This window comes from Shewanella sp. NKUCC06_TVS, assembly GCF_019345515.1.
Classification (GTDB): Bacteria; Pseudomonadota; Gammaproteobacteria; order Enterobacterales; family Shewanellaceae; genus Shewanella; species Shewanella oncorhynchi.
On sequence record NZ_JAHKQX010000006.1, the window covers coordinates 106,793 to 132,473 of the forward strand.

Below are 25,681 nucleotides of genomic sequence, written 5' to 3' on the forward strand. Positions count from 1 at the left end.
CCTCAACCAATTGAGTCCTGACAACCTAAACCCGCATTAAGCATTTCAACTAAGGCTTGTACGTGCAAAATGCCACACATCTGTTCTTTTACTACACCGGCTAACCAAGGGCGTTTACCCGCTTGACTACGCCAGTTGACTTGCGACTTATTAATTTTTACCGCATTGACCAAGGACTCACAAGTCAATCCCCAGTTACTGCCTTCTAATAATACAAGATATTGATAATTTACTGATTGCGCCAGTTTATCTGTGTATTTTTCTGGCATAACCCACGCACAAGTATCAACAATGTTCAATTGCTCCTCCCTATGCGTCTGTACACCAAGAAACCATGCGGGTCGACCAAAGATGTGGTTTATCCGCTCAACTTTTACTATTCCGCCTAAACTCACCAAAGGCACGGCCAATGTCAGCCCTGCTACTTTAAAGAATAGTACCTGAAACTCATCATCGAGCACTTCTTGCAAATCTTTTGTCACACTCGGAGGCGTAATGCCGACTTGTGTTTCTGGCACAACCACTGGCTCAACGATTTCATTAACAAAGGTTTCATTAACAACAGGCTGAGCTTGTGGTACTTCCACCACAACAGGTTGAACATCAATAGGTGGCGCTATCTCTACTGAAGGTGGTATCGGTTCTAACCTTGCAGTCTTTAGTACTGGCGCTAGTAATTTCTCTAACGCTTGCTTATTCACTTGAGCTACAACCTGGCTTACCGGAGCAACAAACTCATGTTGTCTTGGCGCCGCTTTTGGCTGCAACTGCGCAATAGGCGTTATGGCCTTCTCTACATTCTGCGGTGCTGCAGTGCGACCATTTTCAGCCAAAATTGCCGCATCGAGCAATGCTGCCTCCGTTTGATTAACGGCAACATTTTGATTTGAGTCTGCTTTTACAATGCTTTGAGGGGAAACAATCTGGTTTGGACTGTCGTCTTCCTGCAGCAATAATGCGAAAAAATCAAAAACAGTTTCATCAACCGATTTTGACATGGCCAAACTCCCCAACTAATAAGAAATCTAATAATCTTTCATAGGCTTTAACGCCGCGGCAACCACTCGCATAATGCGATGCTGGTAAATGTGCCAAACTGGCATCTCTAAACTTAGTGTCTACTGGAATAACGTCTTTCCACAAAGTATCACTGTATTCGGCACCAAGAACTTGCAAAGCCGCAGGTGATGCTTTAGTGCGTTTATCGTACATGGTAGGCACAACAGTGTAACTGTAGCGCGTCTTCTTAGATCGGCCCATTAACTCCATCGTTTTAATCATCCGCTCTAGCCCTTTAATGGCAAGAAACTCCGTCTGCACAGGAATAATGATATGCTGACTTGCCGCAAGCGCATTGACCATTAATACCCCGAGTACGGGTGGGCAATCAACGATAGCAACATCATAATCATCAGCAACCAGTGCTAATAAATTACGTAATACTAATCCCATTCCTTCTTGATGACCTAAGGCTCTGTCTAAGGTAGCCAATGCCATAGTTGCAGGCAATAAATCCAAACCATCGACTAAGGTTGGCACAACATGGGATAAAACGAGTTCCTTAGAAAGGTTTTTATGGGCAAGAAAAACATCAAACAACGAGCCTGGAACCTCTTCAGAATCAATACCTAAGTAATAACCTAACGAAGCATGTGGATCGGTATCTATCATAAGAACACGCTTACCACGCTTAGCTAATGTTCCCGCTAAACTCGCTACCGTCGTGGTTTTACCTACGCCACCTTTTTGATTCGCTATGGTCCAGACTTTCAAGAAGTGACCTACCTATACTGGTTAATATGCTAATGAACTAGAAAATTGTGAGTTCACAAATTCTAAAAATTACTGATCTTTTCTGGTCGTGACTCGAATGCCGCCATTGGGCAAACTAATCACTTTGACACCATCGGCATTCTCAGATATCACCACGGGCAGCATCTCTGCATTTTGGGGGGCAATTGTCTGAGAAACAGCTTTAACCTCTTTTTCTGGCGCTTGAAGCTGTTTAGGAATAGAGGATTCCAGATTAGTTTTTTCCTTCGCCGTATCTATTTCAGTATCTGGTTTGCCCAGCAAAGGCGGAATGCTATTTTGTACCGGCTCAGGACCAATCGCTACAGCCTTCTGCTCACCAGGAGCCGCTAATTGCAACATTGCTTTAGTCTGATCGGGATGAGACGCTAACCAAGTTGCAATGGCTTCAGCCTGTTCGTCAGGTACCATTAACAGCACCTGAGTCGATTCCAAACGTTTTACATCCGCCTGCAGTAAACTATTCTTACGCTTGTAATCTAGGCTTAAGGCACCAAGAACCAAAATGGCTATGCCCATCAACAAGATGATGAGCACACTATTTGTGCTCATCGGATATTGATTTTTAGACACGAACAGACTCTTTTAAAATACATTCGGCCATGTTATCTAAGGCTATCGACTGGGTGGCAATCCCTGCACTCGCAACGGCTTGTGGCATACCATAAACCACACAACTGGCTTCATCTTGCGCCCAAATGGTTGCGCCTACAGCTTTCAACATACGTGCGCCTTCTCTGCCATCCGCCCCCATGCCAGTTAATACAACAGCAAGCACATCACCACTAAAGGCTTTAGAAGCAGAAGCAAAGGTGATATCCACACAGGGCTTATAATTCATATCAGCACTGCCTGTGATAACTTTTAATCGGCCACTTGCTCCAGTACGTTCAACCATCATTTGCATACCACCTGGCGCTAAATATGCGCAACCCGGTTTAAGAAAATCGCCATTAGCGGCCTCTTTCACTTCAATCTTACATAAGCCATTTAAACGACTCGCAAATGCAGGGGTAAAGGCAGCAGGCATATGCTGGATTAATAAAATAGGATGCGGATAGTTTGCCGGAAACTGCGTGAGTATTTTTTGCAGCGCAACCGGACCACCAGTAGATGTACCGATCAGCAATAATTTATACTGTTTACCACTTGCACGAATCGTCGTTGCCGTTGAGGTTCTAACAGGAGCTGCGACAGGCGTATGAGCCGATATACTCGTTGTACCTAAAACGCTACCTGTTGGACGCACGCTAGGTGTTGGCGCGACCACAGGACGTGCAATCGGACGAAACATTCTGCGTCGTCCCAATGCCTTAACTCTTTGTTGCAACAATAAAATGGCATCATCTTTGTTGGTCGCAATATCTTCAAAACGTTTAGGCAGAAAATCTAATGCACCAGCATCTAAAGCGTCTAACGTTGCTTTAGCGCCATCATGGGTTAAAGAAGAAAACATCAAGATCGGAGTCGGACACTTAGCCATGATCTCACGAACAGCAGTAATACCATCCATGACAGGCATCTCAATATCCATAGTGATAACTTGGGGATTAAGCTCAGCAGCCAACTTCACCGCTTCGGCCCCATTTGAGGCCGTCGCGATAACTTCCAGTTCAGGATCTTGATTGACTATTTCACTAACACGTCGTCTGAAAAAACTTGAGTCATCAACGACTAATACTTTAATGGCCATTCCATTCCTTAGCTTGGAAACTAATTCTTACTTTTCGCATAATGCTTTAGCAATCCAGGAACATCTAAGATCAGTGCAATACCACCATCCGATGTAATTGTCGCACCAGCCATCCCAGGTGTGCCATGTAACATAGCGCCAAGAGGTTTAATAACGACCTCTTCTTGTCCTATTAAGGCATCCACTACAAAACCAATTTGCATCATGCCTAATTGCACGATAACCACATGACCATGCTTTTTATCGCCATGTTTAAAGGTCGTTTTGTTTCTATGTAGCCAGTGTTCCAAATAGAACAAAGGTACGGCCTTATTACGTACTATGACAGTCAGTTGCCCATCAACAATATTAGTTTTTGTGAGATCGAGATGGAAAATCTCATTCACGCTAGATAGAGGTAATGCAAACACTTGTTTAGCGACATCGACCATTAAGGTTGGCATAATCGCCAGTGTTAGCGGTACTTTAATCTCAAGTATCGTTCCCTTACCTTTCATGGAATCAATATGTACAGTGCCATTCAGCTGGGTGATACGAGTTTTTACCACGTCCATCCCAACACCACGGCCTGAAATATCTGAAATCTCAACTTTAGTTGAAAAACCTGGTGCAAAAATCAAATTGTAGGCTTCGCTGTCTGTCATTCGCGAAGCAGAATCTTCATCGAGCACACCACGGTTTATGGCGATTTTTTTGAGTTTTTCAGGATCCATGCCTGCGCCATCGTCTTCGATTTTCAGCAGTATATGGTCGCCTTCCTGACTTGCAGATAAGGTAATCGTTCCCGTTCTTGGCTTACCACTAGCTTCACGCTCGTTTGGCATCTCGATACCATGGTCCACAGAGTTACGCACTAAGTGGACGAGTGGATCGGCAAGCGCTTCAACGAGGTTTTTATCTAAGTCAGTTTCTTCACCGACCATGATCAAATCAATTTCTTTGTTTAGTGTACGAGCAAGATCACGTACCACCCGAGGAAAACGACCAAACACTTTCTTGATCGGTTGCATACGGGTTTTCATCACAGCGCCTTGCAAATCGGCAGTAACGAGATCTAAGTTCGCGAGAGCTTTCGACATCTCCTCATCATCACGGCTGATGCCTAAGCTCACCAATCGATTACGCACTAACACTAACTCACCCACCATATTCATGATCTGGTCGAGTCGTGCGGTATCTACACGTACTGTTGTTTCACCCTGAGGCACATTCGCAGAGCTAGCCTTAGCAGGTGCTTTATCGACAACCGCAATTTCCACCTTAGGTTTTGCAGCAACGACTGGAGCAGGAGCTGGTACTGCGGCTTTAACTGGCGCAGGAGCATGTGGTGCAGCAGTAGGTGCTACGGTCGCAACAGGGGGTGTAGGCGCTGTAACTTCGGCTTTCGCAGGTGCTCCGCCTTTCCCATGGAGTTCATCGAGTAATCGCTCAAACTCATCATCAGTAATTTCATCAGCATCTACAATCGGTTGAGGCGCAGGTGTTGCCACAACCTTAGGCTTAACAGGCACTTCAGCCTCAGCTTTAAATTTACCTGAGCCATGAAGTTCATCCAGTAACGCCTCGAACTCATCATCAGTGATGTCATCACCTGATGTTGAAGGTGTTTTAGTTGGTGCAGCAGGCTTTGCAGCAACGGGTTCAGATACAAATGTGGTAGCAGCGACCGCAGGTCCCTTTCCTGAACCATGAAGCGCATCCAATAAAGCTTCAAATTCAGCATCATTGATATCATCGATACTTGAAGATGTATTTTCAATGGAAGATGAGTAATCACTTATATCTGCAGGGATTTCTTGAAGGGTAGGAGTATCAATAATGACTTCAACAACAGGTTCTGGCTCTGCAACCTTGGCGGAAGCGACTTCAGATGGCAAAGGCGCACCTGAACTGAGCATTTTAAGTCTCGCTAGCAAACCTGAATCAGCGGGGTCTTGTTGCTCGCCCTGCTGGGTTTGCGCAAACATGGTATTAATTGCATCAACAGCCTGCAAAATAATATCCATCAACTCTGCGTTAACGCTACGCTTGCCTGTCCGCAATAAATCGAAGGTATTCTCAGCCTCATGACAAACATCCACCATGGGAGTTAAGCTAAGAAAGCCAGCACCACCTTTAACGGTATGAAAACCTCGAAAAATGGCGTTCAGCAAGTTAGTATCATCAGGATTATTTTCAAGCGCAACGAGTTGCTCTTGCAGAAGCTCTAAAATTTCACCGGCTTCGATTAAAAAGTCCTGGAGTATCTCTTCATCTACATCAAAGGCCATCAAATTGACTCCCAGTTAGAAACCCAGACTCGATAGAAGATCATCCACTTCGTCTTGACCCGTTACCACATCTTGACGAAGCTCGGCATTCATTATCGGGCCTTCTGCTTCAATATTATTTTTCTGAGCAATCTGACTTTCAATCATAGGTTGCTCACCAAATACCGTCAGCATAGAAACCAGATTACTTTCTACTTCCATTACTAGATCAATAACACGACGTATTATTTGTCCTGTTAAGTCTTGAAAATCTTGCGCCATCAAAATTTGATTAAGCAATTCACGTAATCGAGTCGAGTCATTTGCACTACGAGACATAAGGTCTTGTACATCGTGACAAAGGCCCTTAAATTCAGTCAGCGCTATCTCGCGTCGCATTAATCTGTCCCAAGATGGCATGACATTTTGAATATTTACGGTCACGGCATTAGCCAAAGGTAAACATTCTTCAACCGCATCCATGGTTTTATTTGCAGCTTGTTCGGTCATGTCAATAACGTAATTTAAACGTTGCTTGGCATCGGGGATCTCTGTATTGGCTAATTCAGCAAGACGATTATCAACTTGAAAATCCATCAGCGCACTATGAAGTTGCCGAGTTAATTTACCTACTTCTTCGAATAATTCTCGTTGCAGTGGAGCAGCAAGCTCCCGAAATAAATCATCTGCCTGACTTTGCTCACCTGCACTTAATAATTCAACTAAGTGCTGAGCTTGCTCGAGCGTGATGAGCCCTGATGTTTGTGACTTCATAGCTCATCCTTGCTCAAGCGAGTCGTTCGAATATTTTATCTAACTTCTCTTTCAGCGTTGCAGCGGTAAAAGGCTTAACCACATAACCATTCACTCCCGCTTGAGCGGCAGCAATAATCTGTTCACGTTTTGCTTCAGCAGTCACCATTAATACGGGTAAATGCTTTAGCGAATCATCAGCGCGAATTGCTTTTAACAGATCGATTCCTTGCATACCAGGCATATTCCAATCTGTAACAACAAAATCAAAATCCCCCTTTTGCAACATCGGCAGGGCTGTTGAGCCATCGTCTGCTTCTTGGGTGTTATTAAACCCCAAGTCTCGCAACAAGTTCTTGATGATACGCCTCATTGTCGAAAAATCGTCAACAATGAGAATCTTCATATTCTTGTCCAAGGTTTCCTCCGGTGAGCTGACATTCTGTGCTCGATTAATAATTATACTTATGTCCAGTGCTTGAGTTTAGCTTTCAATCGCAACATTGCCTGACTTAATATCTGGCTAACCCGCGATTCACTGACCTCAAGAATGGCGCCAATCTCTTTTAAATTCAATGCTTCATCGTAGTACAGGGATAACACTAATGCATCTCTTTCAGGCAATAATTTAATTGCCTCAACCAGAGCAGAATGAAATTGGTTCTCAGCTAATGCTTCAAATGAATCATCATCGGACCGATCACTCACTGTAAGTATATCCTGAGATACGCCTAAATCTTCTATCCCTATGATTTTTCCGACAGAAACATCGTTAAGAATATGATGGTACTCATCGAGCGTCATATCAAGTTTTTCTGCAATTTCTGTGTCGCGTGCATCACGGCCAAGTTCTTGCTCTAACTCATCAATAGCGTGTGCAACCTTACGATTGTTACGATGAACGGAACGAGGGACCCAGTCGCCACGACGAATTTCATCTAACATGGCTCCACGTATGCGTATGCCGGCGAAGGTTTCAAATTTCGCACCTTTGCCACCATCAAACTTGGATGATGCTTCTAGTAACCCCATCATCCCAGCTTGGAGTAAATCATCTAACTGCACAGATGCAGGTAGTCTGGCGAGTAAATGATGCGCAATTCTTTTAACCAACGGAGCATACTGTTCAACGATCGACGATTTATTGTCTAAACAAGTATACGCAGCGGCTTTATTCACTCGTTTTTTCCTCTTGAAAATCTGGTCGTTGTACTAAACGCTCAACGAAAAACTCCAAATGCCCACCAGGTTGCTGCGGCACAGGCCAGCTCAAAATTTTATTTGCCAATCCTTGATACGCAATTGCCGCTGGTGATTTAGGATAAGCTTCAACCACCAATTTTTGTTTACGAACTGATTTACGTAAGTTTTCGTCAAATGGAATCGTGGCGACTAATTCAAGTGCAACATCTAAAAATCTGTCGGTCACTTTACTGAGTTTAGCAAATAATTCCATACCTTCGCGTAAACTACGCACCATATTGGCAACTATTTTAAAACGGAACACGCCATGCTCACGGCTGAGAATTTTAATCAGGGCGTAGGCATCGGTAATCGAAGTGGGTTCATCACAAACAACGACTAGCACATCCTGCGAAGCACGTGAGAAACTGAGCACCATATCTGAGATCCCAGCAGCAGTATCTACGACTAGAATATCAAACTGAGTCCGCATCTCACTAAATGCGCGGATTAATCCAGCATGTTGCGCCGGGCTTAATTCCACCATCCCCTGTGTTCCTGAGGTGGCAGGTACTATGCCTATCCCCTTTGGACCACGAACGATAATATCGTCAAGCTCTGCATCACCAGAGAGAACATGAGAGAGGTTACGCTCGGCACGAATACCCAGCATGACGTCGACGTTTGCTAAGCCAAGGTCAGCGTCAAGTACCAAGACACGCTTGCCTTTTTCGGCTAATGCCACAGCAGTATTAATAGAAACGCTGGTTTTACCCACGCCTCCTTTGCCACCAGTGACCGCGATTACTTTCACTTTTTCGTTATAGGGTTGATTCATCATACGTAAACCACTTGCTTGATCCAGGGTCATAAATCTACTCAAATGCACAGGCCATATTATCTGACCACGCTGTGTCTTGTAATGATTGTTGTTCTGTACTATCTAACGCTGCGAGTGCCTGCTGGGCTAAATCTAGGGTATCCGCAACTTTCATATCTTCAGGAACTCTTTGTCCATCAGTAATATAACTTAATGGTAATCCGTTTTGGATCAACACACTTAATGCCCCTGCTAACGACACAGATTCATCGAGTTTTGTGAGAACGACACCAGATAGGGGAATGCGTTTAAAATGATTGACTGCATCTTGCAGCACACGGCGCTGCCCTGTCGCAGACAGTACCAGATAACTGCGGATAGGTATCCTGCTATTTGCAGTTAAATTATCAAGTTGCTGGTAAAGGCGCATATCTCGCTGTCCCATGCCAGCCGTATCTATCAATACTAGCTTGCGATTCCTAAACTGATAGAGAATTTGCTCTAATTCATTTAGATCATGAGCTTGCTTTACTGGGCAGCCCATTATTTTGCCATAAGTTGCTAATTGCTCATAGGCTCCGATGCGATAATGATCTGTGGTAATTAAAGCAACATGTTCAGCACCATGATGTGCCGCAAAACGGGCAGCAAGTTTAGCTAATGACGTTGTTTTACCAACCCCAGTAGGACCAACTAATGCAACCACTCCGCCCTGCTTAACAATGTCATCGCCCTGATTATCAAGCATATTCGCAAGACTTTGTGGTAATGCTCTGACTAATTCAGCTGGCGTATAATGCTGACTCAGCGCGGCTAATTTATTCGCAACCGCAGGGGAGAATTCAGCCTCAAGCAATTTGGCTTCGAGCATAGCACCGACGGGATCGATGCGTTTTTTATGTTCCGTCATCAAGGAGGATACTTGATGTGTCAGTAAATTACGCAGTGATGCTAATTCATCACGCATAGCTTCAATATCAGCACTTTGTTTCTGTGATGTTTGTGGCTTTTTATCAAACGAGGAAGGCACTTCACGACGTTCTGGTTTCACAGCAGTAGGGGCTTGTAAGCCCTTAGCCCATGCAGGTAACTCGGCATCAACTTGCTGATGTGACATTTGTTGATTCAAACGGCTTTGCTGCTTCTCAAGTAAGGCTTGTAATGAGTCTGCAGGTGCGGCTGGCTTAGCGCGAGTTTCTACACGAACTGGCTGCTTAGCACCCAGGGACACGAGATCGTCGCTCACGTCCATAAAGGTCGGTGCAGGCGCAGTGGCTGCAGTTTTCGCTTTAGGTTCGTCATAGTCAACGGCAGCGACAATTTCGATGCCACCGTTCACTTTTTTATTTGACATAATGACGGCATCTGAGCCGAGTGTTTCTTTCACTTGGGCCAGTGCGGCGCGCATGTCTTTGGCAAAAAATCGTTTAATCTTCACTTATGCGTCCTCTACTGGCCGACTGCAGATACGATACGTATTTGCTTCTCATCAGGTATTTCTTGATATGAAATGACTCTGAGATTAGGAATAGTATGTTTAACAAAGCGTGACAGCGTCGCGCGTAACATACCTGACGTCAACAATATGGCGGGTTGTCCGACCATTTCTTGCTTCTGAGCCGCATCGGCAAGGGACTGCTGCATGCGTTCTGCAAGACCGGGTTCAATATTAGGACCATCACCACCGGTTGCTTGCATTGACTGATGCAACATCTGTTCCAACTCTGGCGCCAAAGTAATGACGGGGATTTCGAGCTCTGGGCCTGAGATTTCCTGAACTATCATACGTTTCAAAGCGATACGCACAGCGGCAGTCAAGACTTCAGTGTCATTGCTCTTAGTGCCATATTCTAACAAAGTTTGCACTATAGTACGCAAGTCTCTAACTGAAACCCCTTCATTTAATAGGTTCTGCATCACTTTTACGACATGTCCTAGTGGCATGATATCTGGAATAAAGCCATCAACCAGCTTAGGTGAATGTTTCGCAAGCATATCCATCAGTTGTTGCACTTCTTCATAGCCTAACAACTTAGCGGCATTATTTGTGAGTAATTGACTAATATGAGTTGCAACAACAGTGGCGGCATCGACGACGGTATAACCTAATGTTTGTGCGTGCTCACGTAACTCAGGGGCGATCCATACAGCTTCCAGACCAAAGGCGGGGTCGCGCGTTTCGATACCATCGAGTTTGCCATAGACTTGACCAGGGTTGATCGCCAATTCGCAATCATGACGAATATCTGCCTCTCCGACGACGACGCCCATTAATGAAATGCGATACGCATTAGGTGATAAATCTAAGTTATCGCGAATATGCACCGCGGGCACTAAGAAGCCTAATTCCTGAGACAACTTTTTACGCACGCCTTTAATGCGGCTTAGTAACTCGCCACCTTGGCCCTTGTCTACCAGAGGGATCAAACGATATCCAACCTCAAGACCAATAGTATCAACATGATGTACATCGTCCCAACCCAGCTCTTTAGGCTCTTTATCTTGTCTTTCTATTGGACCCGATTTCACTTGTTCTAGCGCTTTAAGACGTTTGTTTTCATTTCGTTTATAAACAAAATAAGCTGCACCAGCAGTCATAAAGGCAAAGCTTAAAAACGCCATGTGCGGCATACCAGGAACAATACCCATGACAAACAGGACTCCGGCGGCGATACCCAATGACTTATGACTGTCAAACATCTGACTCATCATCATTTGGCCCATATCACCCGACTCGTTTTGACGAGTCACCATCAAGGCTGCGGCGATTGACAATAATAGACCAGGGATCTGCGCCACTAAACCATCACCGATAGTCAGTAAGGTATAAATTTCAACTGCTTCAGAGAAACTTAAGCCATGCTGCACAATCCCTATGATGAAACCACCTACGATGTTGATCACTAAGATCATGATACCAGCAATCGCATCCCCTTTAACGAATTTGGACGCACCGTCCATCGCACCATAGAAATCAGCTTCACGGGTCACTTCGGCACGGCGTATTCTCGCTTGGTCTTGATTTAAGGTTCCAGCATTTAAGTCAGCATCGATTGCCATTTGCTTACCAGGCATAGCATCCAAGGTAAAGCGGGCACTGACTTCTGCGATACGACCTGCACCTTTAGTAACTACCGCAAAGTTGATGATAATCAGAATGATAAATACCACTAGACCAACGGCATAGTTACCACCGATCACCACAGAACCGAAGGCTTCAATCACCTTACCTGCGGCATCACCGCCATTATGGCCCTCAAGTAAAACCACACGAGTAGAGGCAACGTTGAGCGCAAGACGTAATAACGTCGCCACCAGTAACACAGTTGGGAAGGCAGCAAAATCTAAGGGTCTATCGGTATAAATAGCCACCAGTAATACAATGAGAGCTAACGCAATGTTGAATGAAAAGAGTATGTCTAATAGAAATGGAGGGATAGGTAAAACAATCATGGCCAATGCAGCAAGCACAACCACCGGCGTGCCAATGCCTTTAAAAGTGCTGAGCCTAATTTGTTTTACTTGACCAAGAGTCGCTTTAACATCCATTCGCTATAACCTAAACTTTGACGTGTAATAGCATAAAGCAAAAAACGCGCCAACAAGATTAAAGCCATTAATGAAGGAAAAATATGCGCTGTGACTGATTGATATACATAAAATTAGCCATAAAAAACAAATGAACTCGACATCATCAGCTTTGCCAATGACTACCATCTGAGACTAGTGGTTCAATATTTCAATTCATCTGGTATAGGTTGATTGAGTGGGACAGGAATAGGTTTACGGCCGCGTCCTTTTTGATATTGGCGCAGCTGGAATACATAAGCCAAAATCTGTGCGACAGCAGTAAACAAACCTTCAGGGATCTGCTGATCTAACTTAGTCGTATGGTAAATAGCCCTTGCAAGTGGTGGGGCCGAGACAATAGCAATATTGTGCGCGCGGGCAATCTCACGTATTTTAAAGGCCACATCATCAACACCTTTCGCTATCACAAAGGGAGCCGCAGAGCGCTGCACATCGTATTTAATCGCAACGGCAAAATGCTCAGGGTTAACGACAATCACATCGGCATTTGGCACTTCAGCCATCATACGCCTTTGTGCTAGCTCACGTTGCATCTGCCGTATATGCCCTTTCACCTCAGGTTTACCCTCAGTGTCTTTATATTCATCTTTTACCTCTTGTTTGGTCATCTTAAGTTGCTTGTTGTGATTCCAAATTTGGAACGGCACATCGATGACGACAATAAACAAAATCGAGGAACATAACAGGATAAACATCCAAACCAACAAATCTAATGCATGGTAAACATTACCAGGAAGATGGTCGCTAGACAGCAACATGATATCATTGAAATAGAAGCTTAATAAAAAATAAGCAGAAAACGCTACTACCGAAAATTTTGCAATGCCTTTGGTGAGTTCAACCAGAGCCTGTACGCCAAACATGCGTTTAAAACCAGCAAGGGGACTCATTTTACTGGCTTTTGGCATCATAGCTTGGGTCGAAAAATTGATCCCTCCAAGAGAGACGTTACCGATAAACGCAACAACCACAATCAATAGCATAATTTTAGCCATGGGCCAGGCTATTTCACTCGCAACAACACCCCACACGTTGAACATTTCATTAGTATCAAAAATTTGCGCCCTATCCATGGTAAATACAATTTCAAACACCCGAGTTAGGCTAATGGCCAAACTCGGGCCTAGCATATAAAACCCACATGCCGCCGAAATCAATACCGCTGCAGTCCCGAGTTCTTTCGAACGTGCAATCTGTCCTTTTTCCCGTGCCTGTTCTAGACGTCTCCCCGTGGGTTCCTCTGTACGTTCGCCACTTGATTCTTCAGCCATGGGCTTCTCCTAATCCCATCATATCAAGCCATCAGCGTTACATTGAAGCGCTAACATATCGCAAAGCAGCACTTGAGCCGTCGACCATACTTCATCGAAGTGTGCCATTACCGGTGTTAGGGTTAACCACAGAATAAACAGTCCACCAATCATAGTGATCGGAAAACCAATAGAGAAAATATTCAATTGCGGCGCGGCGCGGGTCATGACCCCGAAGGACAAGTTGACTAATAACAAGGCGATAATCGCAGATATCGACATAGTGAGTGCCGCACCAAACATATACGAACCCCAATCAGCCAGCGATCGATAACTTGTCAGTGTTAAGCCTTGATTAGAAATCGGCAAAGTTTCAAAGCTCGCCACTAGCATACGGATCATCAAAAGATGACCGTCCACAGCTAAGAAAATTAATGTCGCCAATAAAAGGAAAAAGTTACCGATAACGGGTGTTTGTTGGCCAGACCCAGGGTCAACCATAGAGGCAAAGCCTAAACTGGTCTGCATACCAATGATCTGTCCAGTGAGCACAAAGACTTGCATCACCATTTGAGTCACAAACCCCATGGCAACACCGATAATAATTTGCTGCGCCGTGATGAATACTGCGCTTAACGAAAATAAATCCACATTTTGAGTTGGAGGAAGAACAGGTGCTATCGCAAAGGTAATTGCCATCGCCAATAATAAACGCACTCGAGTTGGTGTCGTTGCCGCCCCAAATACTACCATGACCATCAACATGCTCGCGACGCGAAACAATGGCCAAATATAAGCGGCAATGGTTTGCATTAAGGTATCGAGCAGCAGCTCCATCGCGTTAGCCTATCACTTGAGGAATGCGATTCACCATCTCGATGAAAAAGTCCATCAGGGTTTCAACTAACCAATGTCCCATAAACATTAGGCCAAAAAGTGTCACTAACAAACGCGGAAGGAAACTTAAGGTCTGCTCGTTAATAGAAGTCGCCGCTTGAAACACAGCAACGATTAACCCAATTCCCAGCCCAGGCAACACAATAGCAGACACCATCATAACGATAACAGCGAGAGCTTCACGAAAAATATCAATTAGCGCCTCAGGACTCATGTGTTTACTCTCCCTTGGCTATCCGAAACTATTCGCTAATGTCCCGAGGACTAAGCTCCAACCATCTACGAGCACAAACAACATGATCTTAAACGGCAGCGACACTATCATGGGAGATAACATCATCATACCCATAGCCATCAAGATACTCGCCACCACTAAATCGAGTACTAAAAAAGGCACAAATAGCATAAAGCCAATCTGAAATGCGGTTTTTAACTCACTGGTAATGAAAGCGGGCACTAACACACTCATAGGTGCTTCTTCGGGAGACTTAATATCCTTATAGCCAGAAATCTCAATAAAGGTCTTTAAATCCGTCGTTCTTACTTGGCCCAACATAAAGCCTCTCAGCGGCTCTTTCCCTTTATCAAACGCTTGCTGCAAGGTTAATTGCTCATCGATATAAGGCTTCACCCCTTCATCATAAATCCGGTCGAATACCGGTGCCATGATAAAAAAAGTCATGAACAAACTCATGCCAATTAAGACTTGATTAGATGGAGTCTGTTGTAATCCAATGGCTTGGCGTAATATCGACAGGACAATGATAATCCGCGTGAAAGAGGTCAACATGATGAGCATGGCAGGTAAAAAACTCAGCGATGTCATCAGCAGTAAAATCTGCATTGTGACCGAATATTCCGTTGAGCCGTCTGGCGCCGTTGTTACTGTTACAGCAGGTAAGACGCCATCTGCGGCCCATGCTGACGGCATCAATAGCAGCATAACTAACCCAACTAACGCGAGGATACGTGTTGTCATTGTTTTAATTTCGCCTGGCGTAATCGACTCGCAAACGAATCAGCTTCTAGATGGATAGGTTCAGCTAACTTATCAATCAAACTCACCTGCTGCGAGCTAACCCCAAGTAAATATTGTTGTTCTCCCACCTGAACCAAGACTAAACGTTCTTTTTGACCGAGGGAAGTCACAGCAATAGTCTTTAGCACGCCATTGGTCGTGGGGACTAAATTAAACCTTCTCAGTAAATAAGCTAACGCGAAAATTAATAATAAAACCAGAATCAAGCCACCTAACATACTTGCTAAGGTCGCAACTTGAGAAGGTTCTGCCATTTTTGTAGCAGCAGGCGCTATTGAAGCAATATTCGCTGCGCCTTCCCCACCGAGGCTATCTGCGCTCGCTTGAACCGCTACCACTAAACTCTGTATTACCGATGTGCTCATTTAAAGTTCCAACGACTTTTACATCTCGTATTATTTAAGCTTTTTAATTCGCTCAGTTTGACTGATCACATCCGTTAAGCGAATACCGAATTTATCGTTTACCACCACCACTTCACCGTGAGCGATAAGCGTGCCATTGACCATCACATCTAACGGTTCACCTGCGACTCGATCTAACTCAACCACAGAACCTTGGTTAAGTTGTAATAAGTTTCGAATACTAATATAGCTACGGCCCACTTCCATCGAAATGGTGACAGGAATATCTAAAATTGTATCTAACTTAGCCGCTTCAGCCTTAGAAATAGGTCTTGAATCATCAACCAGCTCATCGAGTTCAATTGCGTTGGCTTCTTCTAACGCTTGTTCTGCCATTGCTGCAGCCCAATCATCCGTATCGTCTGTGCTCATCTTACTTCACCTTATAATTCTGATATATCACGAGATTTACCCTTACGCGTCACCAATTGCAGCTCAGATTTAACTGTCTCTGGCCGAGGGATTTTCTCACATATTTTAAGCGCTAGGTTATCTCTAGAACGGCCCATTTTACAACGATATGTCGGTAAATCCTCGATTTTCATCATGATAAACTCGGGTAACTCAATCGGAATAATATCGCCCGCTTTAAAATTCATGACCTCTTTGAGCGTTAATTCATGTTCAACAATATTGGCATCGAACCCAACCTTCACATCCATGATTTCATCGTGCAATGCCTGTGACCAACGCATATCAGTATCTTGCTTGTCACTTTGCACACCCGCATCGAGTAACTCTCGGATAGGTTCAATCATGGAGTAAGGCATAGTGATGTGAAAATCACCACCACCGCCATCGACTTCAATATGGAATGAATTAATCACCACAACTTCGGTAGGACTAACAATGTTCGCCATGGCAGGATTGACTTCAGAGTCCAAATAATCAAACTCAACATCCATTACGGGCGCCCAAGCATCTTTATAATCTTCAAATATAATCTTAAGCAGTAACTGTACGATTCGTCTTTCTGTCGGCGTAAATTCTCGCCCTTCAATCTTGGCATGGAAACGCCCATCGCCACCAAAGAAGTTATCCACCAGGATAAATACCAGTCGCGCTTCCATGGTGATCAATGCTGTGCCTTTGAGTGGGCTAAAACGCACCATATTCAAGCTAGTAGGAACAAAAAGCGTATGTACGTACTCACCAAACTTGAGCATCTGTACACCGTTGATCGACACTTCGGCCGCTCGGCGCATCATATTAAACATGCTGATGCGCAAATGGCGCGCAAAACGCTCATTCACGATTTCCAGCGTCGGCATACGCCCACGAACTATTCGATCTTGGGAAGAGAAATCGTAGGAACGGGCATCTTCTCCAACAGCGTCAATTTCGTCATCATCAACGTCATCAACCCCGTGCAATAGCGCATCAATTTCGTCTTGGCTTAATAAATCACTCACTATATTGCCTTCGCCTCTTTTGGTGCTGAAGTTAAAGGATTATTGCATTACAAAACCGGTAAATAGTACTTTCTCGACAACCTTACGCCCAGTTACTGACTGTAGAGTATTTTGCACACTCAAAAGTGCTAACTGCCGTAACTCATCTTTCCCCGCTTGCGTGCTGAGCTTTTGCACATCTGCACCACTAAAGGTCGTTAAAAGCGCATCTTCAATCAGCGGAATATGTTTTTGTGTTAGCACATCATCATCGGTACCACGCACCATAAGCTGCACTTTAATCTCAACTAAACGAGCCCTATCAGGCCCTGGTAAGTTGAATAAAAAAGGACGTGGCATAGGCACGTATGATGCGGTAGCTACTTCTCCTGATGCTGGTACTTCAGCCTGAACAGCACTATCTGCTGCTACGGCGGGAACCTCTTCGGTACTGCTTCCCATAAAGAACCAGACACCGCCACCGATTAACAGCGCGACTAAAACGCCCACACCAGCAAAAATAAATAGTTTCTTCTTACTCTTAGGCTCTTCAGTACTTTCAAGTTCTAACGATTCTTCCTTAGCCATCACTATTCTCTTTAATTTAGGCGGAAACTCATTACAGTTTTATTTGAAACGTAATTATGTCAGTCATTGCTATAGGTTACCTGCTTAAGCGTAATAATCTATACCTGAAGTTACACTAATCGCTTGATTTAAACCTAAATGTAACTCTTCTGCCGAGATTTCATCCATATCAGCCGCATTTGAACTGCCGCCATCACCGAAACTACCTTCACGACGCTCACCTTGATCGCCTTGAGAAACATGGCTGTCAGCCAACTGCATCCCTTGCTCTTGCAATAACTCACGTAATCTTGGCATAGCTTGTTCAACCAGATCACGCGTTTGCGGCTGAGTAACATGGAACTGTACTTGGGTTTGGTCGCCATGCACTTGGATCTTTACCAACATATGCCCAAGCTCAGGGGGATCGAGCCGGATTTCCGCATGTTGGATGCCTTGACTCACCATAGTAATCAATTGCTGCTTCATTACAGGTGAAAATCGTTGGATCATCTCCTGCATTTGGTTTTGCTGTTCTACTCCTTGACGCAATGACAGCTGAACTTGCATGGTTTCTTGGCGATTTAATTGTGACATCGAGAGTGTCTGTATGGATGATGTCGACTTAAGTTCTGAGAAAGTATTACTATCATCCATAAAACTTTCGTCTCTGGGAATATCCATCGCAACCGTTAATTTAGCATCTTTCAGTAATAGGTTAGCAGCCAAATCGGAATTGGGACTCCCATCAAGATCACTTTCTGTTACAGATGTTGTATCTAATGGTTCAGATGAAGTTGAAGAGCCTAAGGTATTCAGGTCGAAAGTATTTCCCGAGGTCGCGATATTAGCCGTATTGAGACTATTCACTGTAGAGCTACTAGTCGTTGCTTTTGCCGCAGTGTTGGTTACCGACTTTATCGTTGCACTATTCGCTAAGCCCGCTTGATTAATCACAGCATTAAGTGTGACCTCATTCTCAACTAAAGACTCATCTATACTCACCCCTACTTCAGTGGCAGAGACAAGCTCAGTGTCTTCTAAAGGTAATTCTGAAGCGTCATCGGTCAAATTTGGATCAATCACAACATCACTATCCGCTGACACTTCAAGTATATTTGGGTCTATGGGGAGAATTTGTACGAGTGACTTATCAGTCAAAGATGATGGTTTCACATCATCTGCGATTAAAATTGCTGCCATATCTGGGCTAGTAGAAACTAACTTTTGTAATTCAGCAGAAAAACCCGCTTCATCGGCATCTATATCTGATGCCAGTTCAATCTCAACAGAAACAGTAGATGCCAATGCTGAGCCGGTTAATAAAGCTGATGAAGTATCAATATTTTCTTCACCAGTTATATCTTCTTCAGCATTTAAAAATGCTAGCGGCAAACTATCTCCATCTGATGCCGTTTTCTTCATATCATTTGCCATGCTAATTTGGGCAAAAATGAGATTTACGTCGGCGTCATCAGTTGATATATCGTCATCTTTTACTTTATCAGCAGAGGTAACCTGCACAGTATCATCAGTGTTAGCAATGGTTTTTTTAGACGCAGAAATAGAAAATGAGCTAGCAGTGACTGACGCAAGTGTAGATGAAAAGTCTTCATTATTAGACTCTTGGGAAGATGTCTTAGCGGAATTGGCCGCAGAGTTGCCTGTTTTACTTAACAGGATATTGGTCATTTGTTGCATAAGTGCTCCCAAACATCACCCAACAAAAAAAGAAATGGCTAGGTAGAAACGTCAATTAAACACTGCGGTTGCAGGGTCATGGACTAAATCAAAGCAAATAAGATGCCAAAACATCAGATTTTACGACAGCATATCGAAAAGAATTAACACTGAGAGGTGCCGAATTGATGCTTATGCCATCAATACAAAAAAACTAAAGAGCCTATCCGGCTAGCGAGCAGTAAAGATGCCTATCATTTCACTAACGTTGATGACGGCGATAAAATTGCTGGGAAGCAAATTCATCGGTCATTTTTTGCTCCCTTTTTTGTTCAGCCACTTGACGCTTCTTCTCTTTACTGGCTAAGAGTAATTCTACTGCCTTACGTTTTTTTTGCTTTTCCAACCAATGTTGTTGTCGATATTCTTTTTGCTTTTCACCGTCGGCTACGACGCGATTTTGCTGGATAATTGCGTCATCGATCTGACGAATAAAACGGTGAAACTGGTGATAGTGACTAGCACTGATGGCTTGACCTTGCTGTGATTGCATTTGCTTCATGTATTCTAAGCGATAGTTATTCAGAGCACTGAGTTGATTCAACCGTTTTTGACACTCTAATTGCGCAGATTTTAACAATAATGCCGCTTGTTCTTCGGCATCATTGGCAAGCTTTAACACTAACAACAAGGGATCGGCGTTAGCCATACTAGACCTCGATTAATTCGATGACGCCATTATTTGCACTGTGCAGCAAGTTGCCCAAGCATGACTTGGCTATCGGCAAAGCTAAATGCATCACGCATGGTTTGTCGCAAAAAAGCATTCATTGCTGGCTGCAGTCGTATCGCATTATCAATGCGAGGATCGCTTCCTTGGGCATAGGCCCCAATAGAAATCAAATCTCGATTTTGCTGATACAAAGAATAGGTTTGTTTCACGCGGCGCATCGCCTCCAAATGTTCATTGGAGATCACCATAGGTGCGACTCGGCTAATAGAAGCTTCAATATCAATTGCAGGATAGTGCCCCGAATCCGCAAGCGAACGTGACAAGACAATGTGACCATCGAGGATCGCCCGCGAAGCATCGGCAATGGGATCCTGTTGATCGTCTCCTTCCGTCAACACAGTATAAAATGCCGTAATTGAACCTTGCCCAGGGCCACCGTTTCCGGCGCGCTCAACTAAACGTGGCAATTTTGCAAACACAGAAGGCGGATAACCTTTAGTCGCAGGCGGTTCACCCACAGCCAAAGCAATTTCACGCTGCGCTTGGGCGTAGCGCGTTAAACTGTCCATAAGCAATAAAACGTTATAGCCTAAATCGCGGAAGTATTCGGCAATACGAGTCGAGGTTTCACAGGCGCGAAGGCGCATCAGCGGCGATGTATCCGCAGGCGCAGCAACGACGACTGAACGCGCTCGACCTTTCTCACCAAGAATTTCCTCAATAAACTCTTTCACTTCCCGTCCACGCTCACCCACTAGCCCAACCACAATAATGTCGGCGGTAGTACCGCGAGTCATCATACCTAAGAGCACACTCTTACCGACACCTGAGCCCGCAAACAAGCCCATACGTTGGCCTTTGCCCACGGTCAGCATAGCGTTGATAGCGCGAACGCCAACGTCCAGCGGTTCAGTAATAGCACGGCGAGATAAAGGATTAATGGCAGCGCTATGTCTTGGCGCTTGTTGGTCCGTTTGCAACGCGCCTAAACCATCTAAAGGCACGCCGTTACCATCGAGTACGCGTCCTAGCAGGGATAAACCAACATTGAGTCCAGTTTGTTCCCCCAAAGGCACAACCCGCGCACCAGGTAATACACCACGCAATTCTTCAATGGGCATTAAATATAATAGTTCGCCATCAAACCCGACCACCTCGGCGATTAACTCGCCCGCCATGGTTTCGATCGAACATAAACTGCCCACAGGCGCACGGCAACCGCTTGCTTCTAAGGTTAAGCCGACAACACGCACCAGTTGACCACTGGCCACAGCGCGAAATGGCGGCACCTTACCCTGATGATGATTAAGCCTATTCAGCAGTTGATGTTGGCGATTTTGCATCTGATTTTGCCTCTAATTGCTCACCTGTGTTTGAGGCAGATTGTATATCCTCAGCATGTTGAGAAACCGTATCGACAACCTGATCATCAAGCTCTAATCCCACGGCCTCAGAAGCCGCAACATGTTTTGCGGTATCTTCAACCTCTATCGCCTCTTGCAATTGACGCTGCTTGTCACTTAAGTGAGCATGTTGGTTCCGTAAAGACTCAAACACAGCATCGATGCGCGATGCGAGGGTCAAATCGACTAAAGAACGATGACTACTGAGAATACAGTCACCTGGGCTTAAGGAAGGGTCAACTTCAAGTTCCCACTTACTGCGGGTCAGTTGGGCGGTGGAATAAAGTTGTTCGACTAAGATAACATCGTCAGGATGCAAGCGGATTGTGACCGTTTGTTCTTTTATCGGCAGCGATTCTATACCTAAGCGCAATGCCGAAAGCACTTGTTCAGGATGAGTTTTTAATTCGTGGCCAATGACAGATTTCGCTAATGTCATACTCAGGTTCAGTAGCGAAAGTTCAATATCGCCATCGAGCAATTGCAATGGTTTTTCAAATTGGGCTAATAAGGTTTCAAAACGCGAGAGCAATATTTTTGCTTGGGCTAAACCGGTTTCTAATCCTTGCTCATGCCCTTGGGCGAGCCCTTCAGTATGGCCCTGCTCTAACCCTTCTAAACGTCCTTTTTCTAGCCCTTGCTCATACCCTTGCTGCTTACCTTCGCTAAAGCCTTCTTCTTCGGCTTGGGCGCGAATGTCTTCAATCTCAGCCATAGTCGGTGGAGAAACACTTTCCACAGTAGTCGACTTAGCGGCTTGATGATTAGAATGGCCGAACAGATTTGAGATAGAATCATCATCGGCTTCAGTCACATCTGGCAGCGCCCAGTGACTAAATTCGACATCTCCTTCGCTCAAGACCTTATTCAACAATTTATTGTCACTCGGATTAGAGGAACTCATCGCCACCACCGCCGCCTAACATGATTTCGCCGCTGTCACTTAAGCGACGAGCAATAGACAGGATTTCTTTTTGTGCGACTTCCACTTCACTGATACGGATTGGGCCCATGGCTTCAAGATCATCACGCAATAATTCAGCGGCACGTTTTGACATGTTACCCAAGATTTTTTCTTTCAGTTGATCATCAGTGCCTTTGAGCGCCTTCATCAGTACATCTTGCTGCACTTCACGCAACAGGGCTTGAATACCGCGGTCATCGACATCGATTAAGTTTTCAAATACAAACATCAAATCTTGGATTTGCTGCGCCATTTCTTCATCAGACTCGCGCATGGTTTCCATCAACTGGCTTTCGATACCCGTGTCTAAGTAGTTCATTATGTTGGCAGCCGCTTTTAAGCCACCCATTTTCGCGGCCTGGGCGCCACCTTGACCGGCGAACTGTTTCTCCATGATGTCGTTCAACTCTTGCAGTGCAGCGGGCTGCACTTCTTCAAGATTTGCAATACGCATCATCAAGTCTAAGCGGGTATTCTCAGGGAATTGACCAAAAATTTCCGCCGCTTGATCGGGTTCTAGATAAGACAACACAATGGTTTGGATCTGGGGATGTTCGTTTTGAATAATGGTCGCCACTTGGCGTGCATCCATCCACTTCAACGAGTCCAAACCTTTAGCGCCACTGCCCATGATAATCTGTTCAATCAGATTACCCGCTTTATCTTCACCCAGCGCGGCGGTTAAGGCTTTACGGACGAACTCTTCACTGTTGAAACCAATTGAAGAATACTTTTGAATATCATCAAGAAACAGCTTATGTACCCCGATAACTTTTTCCTGACCAAACTCATCCATTGCCGCCATGGCCATACCCACTTTTTGCACTTGCTTCGGCTCTAAGTGTTTTAAAATGGATGCAGCATCAGCCTCACTCAAACTGAGGAGTAAAATAGCGGTCTTTTCAACGCCACTAATATCTTTGATATTAAAGGCTGGTGCGGCCGCAGGAGCCACTTCTTTCGTTTTATTCTCAGCCATTGTCTTGTAACCAGTTTTTCACGACTTGAGTAGAGAGCTCAGGCTCATTCGCCACGAGCGCACGGATAGCTTTAATCATATCATCATCTTTGTGAAGATTAGGGATATGAATTGAGCCATCGTCAGCATAACTGTATTCCGCCTCTTGAGTATTGAGCATCCCTAGCGTATCAGCCGCATATTGGTCCTCAATTTCGGCTAATTCATTACCTAATCTGCCATCCTCAGGCATATTCACACTGTCAGGATAGATCAAGCGTTTCAGCATAGGACGTACCACAGCTAGAATCAGCACCAAAATCACTAGCGCACCAATCCCAAGCTTAATCGCACGCCAAAACCAAGGTTGCTCCCAAAGTTCAGGTGCGGGTAAATCTTCAACCAATTGATCCATAAAGGGAACAGTTACCACTTCCAGCACATCACCCCGTTGTGAGCTAAAACCAACCGCGCCTTCAAGCAAACGACGGATATTGGTCAGTTCTTGTTCGGTACGGGCAACACGGGCTACTTGACCATTTTCTCCAGCGGCACCAGGTTTAAAGTCCACCGCGACTGATACACTAATACGGCGCACTGCACCAACTTGCTGGCGGGTATGGCTAATGGTGGTATCTAATTCAAAGTTACGGGTCGCTTCGCGGTGCGAATTACCTGCTGCAGCCGTTGCTGATTCTGTCGCTTTTGTTGCATCTTCTGGAATATTAGACTCCATTGGCGGTTGATTGGATAACGCGCCAGGGATCCCACCAGAAGAGCCGCCAGTGGTGTTATTTTCAACGGTCATTTCACTACGCAGTGCCGGTAAATCAGGGTTAAAACGCTTTGATGTTTGCTCAACCGCAGTAAAATCCATACTGACGTCGACTTGAGAGGTAAAATTATCAGGACCTAGAATTGGCACCAGAATCGATTCAATCTTAGTGCGATATTCAGCTTCTTTTTGCTGTACTAATTCAAGTTCACGGCGAGCCGTCGCAGACGCGCCATCTTGGCTGCCTGAGTTCAATAAACGGCCGTTAGAATCAGTTACCGTCACCCTTGATGGTTCTAAACCTTGTACTGCAGAAGCAACAATATCGACGATAGCATCGACTTCACCTTGGCCTAAGCCACCGCGACGGGTATTGATCACCACTGTTGCACTCGGTTTAGAGGCATTGCGGGCGAAGACGTTTTCTTTAGGTAACGCAAGAATGACTTTGGCACGACTGACACTTTGTAGTTGCTCTATCGCACGGGCGAGGTTTTCTTCTTGGCTATGCTTAAGACGAGCTTGTTCCATACGTTGGCTGACACCAAAACCACTGTCTTTATTCAAAAAATCTTGGTTGGCTGCAGGACTGTCGATACCTGCACGGCTCAACATCATTTTGACTTCTTGATATTTATCTTCAGGAACTTTAATAACGTCCACGTCGATTTGGTACTTAACTTTATTTTTATCAAGTACATCTAGCACTTGAACCATTTCCTGAGTTTCCATTTTACCCAATGGACGATACTCTGGCTCCTGCGCCCACAGCATGACAAATACCGCCAAGGCTAAACAAATCGCTAAGGCTAAAATCATAGTCACTTGGCGCATCATATCGACACCGCCAAGATTTCCCATCATTCCTGACTTATGTTCTTGCTGGACACCTTGGTCAGCTAAACCGGAATTGGATCCGACAATCATTTCTGTACTCACGATTCGTACCTGCTAATTGGGTTATTCACTGGCCTAGACAGGCATGCTCATTATTTCTTTGTAGGCTTCGACAAGCTTATTACGCACTTGCACTGTCGCCTCGAAAGCGACACTCGCTTTCTCACGGGCAATCACAGTGTCCGATAAAGAAACGGTAGTATCACCCATCTCTAAACGTGTCGCGAGGTTTGACGATGCAGACTGTAAGCCGCTGACATTGCCGACGGCTTGCGATAGCAACTGACCGAAGTCTGCACCACTAGTGTTATTCACTTGCTGCATGATATTTGGCTGAACGCCAAACGACGGCGTTATTTCGCCTTGGAGTTTCTGCATTTCCTGCAGGAATGAATTTGCGCCTATTTGCATGCTGAGCTCCCAGTCGTCGAATTCTTGACGATCAAAATACCGATAACGGGACAATGCAAAATAACGGCCAAGTTTTCAGATGGTCGTGATTGATAATAAATTGACGGGATAAGAAGATGTCAATATCTAAGGATTTTGAATGAAATGAGCCACTTTTACGGTTGTGTATTTTAATAAATACAGCCTCACACTCAATGTGGAGGCTGCGAGAT

At 44.8% G+C, this 25,681-nt stretch carries 26 protein-coding genes; all 26 read right to left on the bottom strand.

Features of this window, described 5'->3' with window-relative positions; translation table 11 throughout:
• Nucleotides 1-2: 2 nt before the first annotated feature.
• Nucleotides 3-998: a chemotaxis protein CheW gene (locus tag KO531_RS08635; RefSeq protein ID WP_219250933.1), complete on the bottom strand. Its 996-nt coding sequence runs from the start codon at nucleotides 996-998 to the stop codon at nucleotides 3-5.
• Nucleotides 982-1,773 carry a ParA family protein gene (locus tag KO531_RS08640; RefSeq protein ID WP_028761170.1) on the bottom strand — a complete coding sequence of 264 codons (792 nt, stop codon included), beginning with the start codon at nucleotides 1,771-1,773 and terminating at the stop codon, nucleotides 982-984. The genes KO531_RS08635 and KO531_RS08640 overlap by 17 nt, the downstream gene beginning before the upstream one ends.
• A gap of 69 nt (nucleotides 1,774-1,842) precedes the next feature.
• Entirely contained in the window at nucleotides 1,843-2,364 is a 522-nt protein-coding gene (locus KO531_RS08645; RefSeq protein ID WP_219250978.1) for a membrane anchored protein in chemotaxis locus, read from the bottom strand.
• A gap of 13 nt (nucleotides 2,365-2,377) precedes the next feature.
• Nucleotides 2,378-3,505 (bottom strand): chemotaxis response regulator protein-glutamate methylesterase, encoded by a 1,128-nt coding sequence (locus KO531_RS08650; RefSeq protein ID WP_219250934.1) that lies wholly within the window; start codon nucleotides 3,503-3,505, stop codon nucleotides 2,378-2,380.
• A 20-nt stretch (nucleotides 3,506-3,525) separates the two neighbouring features.
• The gene (locus KO531_RS08655; protein WP_219250935.1) at nucleotides 3,526-5,775 is read right to left on the bottom strand and encodes a chemotaxis protein CheA; all 2,250 of its coding nucleotides are present in this window, start codon (nucleotides 5,773-5,775) and stop codon (nucleotides 3,526-3,528) included.
• A gap of 15 nt (nucleotides 5,776-5,790) precedes the next feature.
• On the bottom strand, nucleotides 5,791-6,528 hold the full coding sequence (locus KO531_RS08660) for a protein phosphatase CheZ (protein WP_028761174.1): 738 nt from the start codon (nucleotides 6,526-6,528) through the stop codon (nucleotides 5,791-5,793).
• 13 nt (nucleotides 6,529-6,541) lie between these two features.
• Nucleotides 6,542-6,925: a chemotaxis response regulator CheY gene (cheY, locus tag KO531_RS08665; protein ID WP_007649667.1), complete on the bottom strand. Its 384-nt coding sequence runs from the start codon at nucleotides 6,923-6,925 to the stop codon at nucleotides 6,542-6,544.
• A gap of 47 nt (nucleotides 6,926-6,972) precedes the next feature.
• The gene (locus KO531_RS08670; protein ID WP_028761175.1) at nucleotides 6,973-7,686 is read right to left on the bottom strand and encodes an RNA polymerase sigma factor FliA; all 714 of its coding nucleotides are present in this window, start codon (nucleotides 7,684-7,686) and stop codon (nucleotides 6,973-6,975) included.
• Entirely contained in the window at nucleotides 7,679-8,560 is an 882-nt protein-coding gene (locus tag KO531_RS08675; protein WP_006082389.1) for a MinD/ParA family protein, read from the bottom strand. Before KO531_RS08675 ends, KO531_RS08670 begins: the two co-directional genes overlap by 8 nt.
• Before the next feature lie 4 nt (nucleotides 8,561-8,564).
• Nucleotides 8,565-9,947: a flagellar biosynthesis protein FlhF gene (flhF, locus tag KO531_RS08680; protein ID WP_113939473.1), complete on the bottom strand. Its 1,383-nt coding sequence runs from the start codon at nucleotides 9,945-9,947 to the stop codon at nucleotides 8,565-8,567.
• Between the two features lie 11 nt (nucleotides 9,948-9,958).
• The gene (gene flhA, locus KO531_RS08685) at nucleotides 9,959-12,058 is read right to left on the bottom strand and encodes a flagellar biosynthesis protein FlhA (protein ID WP_028761177.1); all 2,100 of its coding nucleotides are present in this window, start codon (nucleotides 12,056-12,058) and stop codon (nucleotides 9,959-9,961) included.
• Between the two features lie 182 nt (nucleotides 12,059-12,240).
• Nucleotides 12,241-13,371 (bottom strand): flagellar biosynthesis protein FlhB, encoded by a 1,131-nt coding sequence (flhB, locus tag KO531_RS08690; protein WP_131523091.1) that lies wholly within the window; start codon nucleotides 13,369-13,371, stop codon nucleotides 12,241-12,243.
• A gap of 18 nt (nucleotides 13,372-13,389) precedes the next feature.
• Nucleotides 13,390-14,187: a flagellar biosynthetic protein FliR gene (fliR, locus tag KO531_RS08695; RefSeq protein ID WP_028761179.1), complete on the bottom strand. Its 798-nt coding sequence runs from the start codon at nucleotides 14,185-14,187 to the stop codon at nucleotides 13,390-13,392.
• A gap of 4 nt (nucleotides 14,188-14,191) precedes the next feature.
• Nucleotides 14,192-14,461, bottom strand: coding sequence for a flagellar biosynthesis protein FliQ (gene fliQ, locus KO531_RS08700; RefSeq protein ID WP_012587225.1), 270 nt, complete (start codon nucleotides 14,459-14,461; stop codon nucleotides 14,192-14,194).
• Nucleotides 14,462-14,479: 18 nt separating this feature from the next.
• A complete protein-coding gene (gene fliP, locus KO531_RS08705; RefSeq protein WP_028761180.1) occupies nucleotides 14,480-15,226 on the bottom strand; it encodes a flagellar type III secretion system pore protein FliP in 747 nt (248 codons plus the stop codon).
• A complete protein-coding gene (gene fliO, locus KO531_RS08710; RefSeq protein ID WP_105251944.1) occupies nucleotides 15,223-15,651 on the bottom strand; it encodes a flagellar biosynthetic protein FliO in 429 nt (142 codons plus the stop codon). The genes fliP and fliO overlap by 4 nt, the downstream gene beginning before the upstream one ends.
• Before the next feature lie 30 nt (nucleotides 15,652-15,681).
• Nucleotides 15,682-16,062 carry a flagellar motor switch protein FliN gene (gene fliN / locus KO531_RS08715; RefSeq protein WP_028761182.1) on the bottom strand — a complete coding sequence of 127 codons (381 nt, stop codon included), beginning with the start codon at nucleotides 16,060-16,062 and terminating at the stop codon, nucleotides 15,682-15,684.
• A gap of 11 nt (nucleotides 16,063-16,073) precedes the next feature.
• Entirely contained in the window at nucleotides 16,074-17,102 is a 1,029-nt protein-coding gene (fliM, locus tag KO531_RS08720) for a flagellar motor switch protein FliM (RefSeq protein WP_105251943.1), read from the bottom strand.
• Between the two features lie 39 nt (nucleotides 17,103-17,141).
• Nucleotides 17,142-17,669 (bottom strand): flagellar basal body-associated protein FliL, encoded by a 528-nt coding sequence (fliL, locus tag KO531_RS08725; protein WP_028761184.1) that lies wholly within the window; start codon nucleotides 17,667-17,669, stop codon nucleotides 17,142-17,144.
• Nucleotides 17,670-17,753: 84 nt separating this feature from the next.
• Complete coding sequence (locus tag KO531_RS08730; RefSeq protein WP_168824459.1) at nucleotides 17,754-19,349, bottom strand: flagellar hook-length control protein FliK; 1,596 nt, start codon at nucleotides 19,347-19,349, stop codon at nucleotides 17,754-17,756.
• A gap of 241 nt (nucleotides 19,350-19,590) precedes the next feature.
• Nucleotides 19,591-20,037 carry a flagellar export protein FliJ gene (fliJ, locus tag KO531_RS08735; RefSeq protein WP_168824461.1) on the bottom strand — a complete coding sequence of 149 codons (447 nt, stop codon included), beginning with the start codon at nucleotides 20,035-20,037 and terminating at the stop codon, nucleotides 19,591-19,593.
• Between the two features lie 29 nt (nucleotides 20,038-20,066).
• On the bottom strand, nucleotides 20,067-21,404 hold the full coding sequence (fliI, locus tag KO531_RS08740) for a flagellar protein export ATPase FliI (RefSeq protein WP_028761187.1): 1,338 nt from the start codon (nucleotides 21,402-21,404) through the stop codon (nucleotides 20,067-20,069).
• Nucleotides 21,373-22,368, bottom strand: coding sequence for a flagellar assembly protein FliH (gene fliH, locus KO531_RS08745; RefSeq protein ID WP_168824463.1), 996 nt, complete (start codon nucleotides 22,366-22,368; stop codon nucleotides 21,373-21,375). Before fliH ends, fliI begins: the two co-directional genes overlap by 32 nt.
• A complete protein-coding gene (fliG, locus tag KO531_RS08750; protein WP_028761189.1) occupies nucleotides 22,355-23,407 on the bottom strand; it encodes a flagellar motor switch protein FliG in 1,053 nt (350 codons plus the stop codon). The genes fliH and fliG overlap by 14 nt, the downstream gene beginning before the upstream one ends.
• Nucleotides 23,400-25,088, bottom strand: a complete 1,689-nt coding sequence (gene fliF, locus KO531_RS08755; RefSeq protein ID WP_168824616.1) for a flagellar basal-body MS-ring/collar protein FliF — start codon at nucleotides 25,086-25,088, stop codon at nucleotides 23,400-23,402. Before fliF ends, fliG begins: the two co-directional genes overlap by 8 nt.
• A gap of 45 nt (nucleotides 25,089-25,133) precedes the next feature.
• On the bottom strand, nucleotides 25,134-25,469 hold the full coding sequence (gene fliE, locus KO531_RS08760) for a flagellar hook-basal body complex protein FliE (protein WP_028761191.1): 336 nt from the start codon (nucleotides 25,467-25,469) through the stop codon (nucleotides 25,134-25,136).
• Nucleotides 25,470-25,681 lie beyond the last annotated feature (212 nt).